The sequence below is a fragment of the Rubneribacter sp. genome (assembly GCF_965361815.1).
This window is the reverse complement of record NZ_CBDTNW010000022.1, coordinates 1-3872: the sequence shown is the minus strand read 5'-3', so window position 1 is coordinate 3872 and position 3872 is coordinate 1. Positions and strand designations below refer to the sequence as shown.

Annotated in this window: 3 protein-coding genes; all 3 read left to right on the top strand. The window is 64.9% G+C overall.

What is annotated here, in order from left to right:
* The first annotated feature begins 1032 nt into the window (after positions 1–1032).
* Complete coding sequence (locus ACWKY3_RS01325; protein WP_449314625.1) at positions 1033–1935, top strand: homocysteine S-methyltransferase family protein; 903 nt, start codon at positions 1033–1035, stop codon at positions 1933–1935.
* A gap of 5 nt (positions 1936–1940) precedes the next feature.
* Positions 1941–2213 (top strand): hypothetical protein, encoded by a 273-nt coding sequence (locus tag ACWKY3_RS01320; protein WP_449314624.1) that lies wholly within the window; start codon positions 1941–1943, stop codon positions 2211–2213.
* Between the two features lie 354 nt (positions 2214–2567).
* The coding region (gene nrdD, locus ACWKY3_RS01315) for an anaerobic ribonucleoside-triphosphate reductase (RefSeq protein WP_449314623.1) at positions 2568–3872 on the top strand (1305 nt) is incomplete at its 3' end.

Below are 3872 nucleotides of genomic sequence, written 5' to 3'. Positions count from 1 at the left end.
ATTATAACGACCGACGTTGAAAATGATATGTGGCAGACATGCTGGTTTTGTGAACTGTGACCGCAAAAAGTAACGAAAGCGTTTCTTTCAGCAGTTCAAGTGGGAAAACCCCAGGCAGAACGAATTTCTTTATCCATGGTTTGCGCACTGGCAGATCGTTCAAAATTAAGCGGCTGCACAATTTTTGTTCGCTGACTTTTGTTCGTCGATTTGCGCAGCGTCGCGATGCCGGATTCGCAGTCTGCGGGAGGGGACTTCGCCTGCGTTCCGAGGGTCGTCCCTCGCTTTTCGAGGGCGGTGCGCCGTCGACAGTGCGCCGGAAAAGGATCGGCCCGGGGAGAGGGGAGCTCCGCCGGGCCACAAGGAGGGGGTGATGCGGTGCCTATGTGGCACCGACTCTGCTTTATGGGGTAAGCAGAAGCAAGGGTAAGGAGGGGATCTTTCCGCTTGCTGGCACTAAGTATAACCGACGACGTTGCAGATGGTATGTGCTGGGAGTGCGCGTTTTGTGGACTGGGTGTCGGGAAGGTAACGCGCCCGCTTCGCCGCCGTCTGCGCGCGTCTCCAGGCGGCATGCCCCAGAAAAGGATTGGGCCGCGGAAGGGGATTCCGCGGCCCACAAGGAGGGGGATGATGCGACGCTCGATGGCGTCGCTACTGCTTTGTAGGGGATACAAGCAGTGCAATCGAAAGGAGGGGAATCTCTCGATTGCAAATCCTATTATAGTGACCGCCCTTGAAAAACATGTGACCGGCTCATGTTCGTCTTGTGTGCAGGTCGCGGATGATCGATGGAGAGGCTTTCAGACGGCGGTGGATCGGGCGCCTTTCGGTGCGCGGACCGCCTCCCAACATCGCGCCCCGCCACCCAGCGTTGCCGCCCGCCTTCCCCCAACGCCGCAGCCGCCCGGGCGCCGCGGATCGCCCCTCGGCGCCCCGCCCCTCGGCAGCCCGCCCCGCTTCCCAACACCGCAGCCCGCCCCTCGGCACCGTTCTTTTGCTATCATAGGCATCCGACGAAAGGACTTCCCTATGCCCGATATCTCCCTGCGTTTTCATCGCGACATGCTCGTCCTGTCCGCTCCCGTGGCCGCAGCGCTGGCGCGCCAGGGCTTCGACGCATCGCTTGACCTCGAGTATGCGAACATGGTGGAGCCGGAGGCCGTTCGCGACGCATTGCGCCTCAACCAGATAGCCGGCGTTCAATGCCTGGTGGCGAACACGGCGGGCATCACGCCGGCGCGCCTTGCCCATCGCGGGCTGGAGGAGCGGGCGCCCGAGGTGGCGGGCGCGGCGTTGGAGGCCGCGCGCCAGCTGGCTCCGCAGCATCTGTTGGCGGAGGTGGGGCCGTGCGGGCTTCCCTTGGACCCGTCCAGCAAATCGTCGCTCAATGAGAACCGCGACCAGTACGCGCGCGCCGCGCGCGCATGCGCGGGGCAGGAGCTTGACGCGCTCTTCCTGAACGGGTTCGCCAACCCGACCGACCTCAAGTGCGCGCTCATGGGGGTGCGGCAGGTGAGCGACGTCGCGGTGTTCGCGTCGGTGGACGTGCGCGCCGACGGCCTGCTCGCCGATGGGCGGAACCCCTTCGACGAAGCCTTGGGGGTCATGGCGGATTTCGGGGCGTCGGTTGCGGGTTTCGCAACGAGGGCGCCTCTGGAGCGGGCCGAGGCGTTCGCGCGCATGGCGGCCGGTGTGGGCCTCCTTCCCGTTCTGGCCCAGCTGACGGTGACCGAGCATGCGCCCCGGCAGGGAGCCGCCACGCCGGAGAATCCGTATTACTGCCCCGACGTTTTGGTGGACGCCGGCGTGCGTTTGCGGGCGGCGGGCGCTCAGTTCCTGCGCGCGGCCGGGAAGGCCACGCCGGCGTACGCGGGCGCTCTAGTGGCGGCGAGCGCCGGGTTGGACGTCGTCCGCCCGGGCGCGGGGGCGTGAGCGCCATGGCGGGCCCGGTGCGCAAAAACACGGTGCGCAGCCCCCATTACGGGGCGCTCCAAAACGTGGTGGACGCCCTGTTCGCCGATGCGGGGACGAAGTCCGTCCGCCGTTTGGACGTGGTCGTGGCCGCCGAGTCGGCGGACCTTCCCGATGACTTGGCGGAGATCATCTCGCTGCTCCCTCCGGGCACCTACACGCGCCAGCGCCTGTGCGACCAACTGAACTCCGCCATAGGCGGGCACGCCTGGGGCCAGGTGTACGGAACCGTCGAGTAGCGCCGGGGCGGCTTTCCCGAAAGGCGCCCCGGCCTGCCCTCAGGGAAGGGCTTTTCGCGGCCGGACGGGGCCCAGGGTCAACATATAGTTGACGGAAGCGTGGATAATCTATGAAAGCCCCTGCAACGCCTTCGGGGGCACATCTTCTGCATGAAATCTACCCTTGCATGCGGGATGGCACCCGAGTACTATATATCACTGCTCGGACCGGGCACACCCGCTACATATTGTGGAAAACCCTGGTCATTACCTGTGGAAATCGTGGGCAGAAACAATGGGAAACCACAGTTCGCGCCCATAAAAGGAACGTCTCCGAAAACAAGGCGAAACATCGGCGAAGAGAGGATCGAGGGCATGGTCACCACCATCATCAAGCGCGACGGCCGCAGGGCGGAGTTCAAGGCTGGCAAGATTGCCGAGGCGGTGGAGAAAGCCTTCCAGGCCTGCGGCGCCATGCAGGACCGCGCGGTGGCCGAGGAGATCGCCCAGAACGTGGTGGCCAAGCTGGAAGCCGGCGCCATCGAGGGCGTGCCCACGGTGGAGGGCGTGCAGGACCTCGTGGAGGAGACGCTCATCGAGGCCGGCTTCGTGCAGACGGCCAAGTCCTACATCCTCTACCGCGCCGAGCGCAGCCGCGCCCGCGACGTGAACAGCCGCCTCATCCAAACGCTCAAGGACATCACGTTCTCCAAGGCGTCCGATTCGGACATGAAGCGCGAGAACGCCAACATCGACGCGGACACCGCCATGGGCACCATGCTCAAGTACGGCTCCGAGTCCGCCAAGCAGTTCTACGAGATGTGCGTCATCGATCCGAAGTTCGCGCGCGCCCATCGCGAGGGCGACATCCACATCCACGACATGGACTTCTACACGCTCACCACCACGTGCTGCCAGATAGAGCTGCGCAAGCTCTTCAAGGGCGGCTTCTCCACAGGCCATGGCGTGCTGCGCGAGCCCAACGACATCGCCAGTTACGCGGCGCTGGCGTGCATCGCCATCCAGTCCAACCAAAACGACCAGCACGGCGGGCAGGCCATCTGCGACTTCGACTACGGCCTGGCCGAAGGCGTGCGCAAGACGTATCGCCGCCTGTACAAGAAGCATTTGGCCGAGGCTGCGGATTTGCTGATGGGGCTTGAGGATGCGCGGACGTTCGCCCAGGACGCGCTCGACCGCGCGGAGGAGCGCACGGGCGCCTTCGCCAGCCTGCGCATGGACGAGGGATTCGAGGCCGTTGTGCGCGAGGAGCTTATGGGAGCCGGCGCCGACCGCGCAACCGCCGACCGCGCGATGGAGTACGCCGCCAAGAACGCGACGGCCGACACCGACCGCACGACGTTCCAGGCCATGGAGGCGCTCGTGCACAACCTGAACACCATGCACTCCCGCGCCGGCGCGCAGACGCCGTTCAGCTCGGTGAACTACGGCATGGACACCAGCCCCGAGGGCCGCATGGTCATCAAGAACATGCTGCTGGCCACCGAGGAGGGCCTGGGTTCGGGCGAGACGCCCATCTTCCCCGTGCAGATCTTCCGCGTGAAGGAGGGCGTGAACTACAACCCCGAGGACCCGAACTACGACCTGTTCAAGCTGGCCATGCACTGCTCGGCCAAGAGGCTGTTCCCCAACTTCAGCTTCCTGGACGCGCCGTTCAAC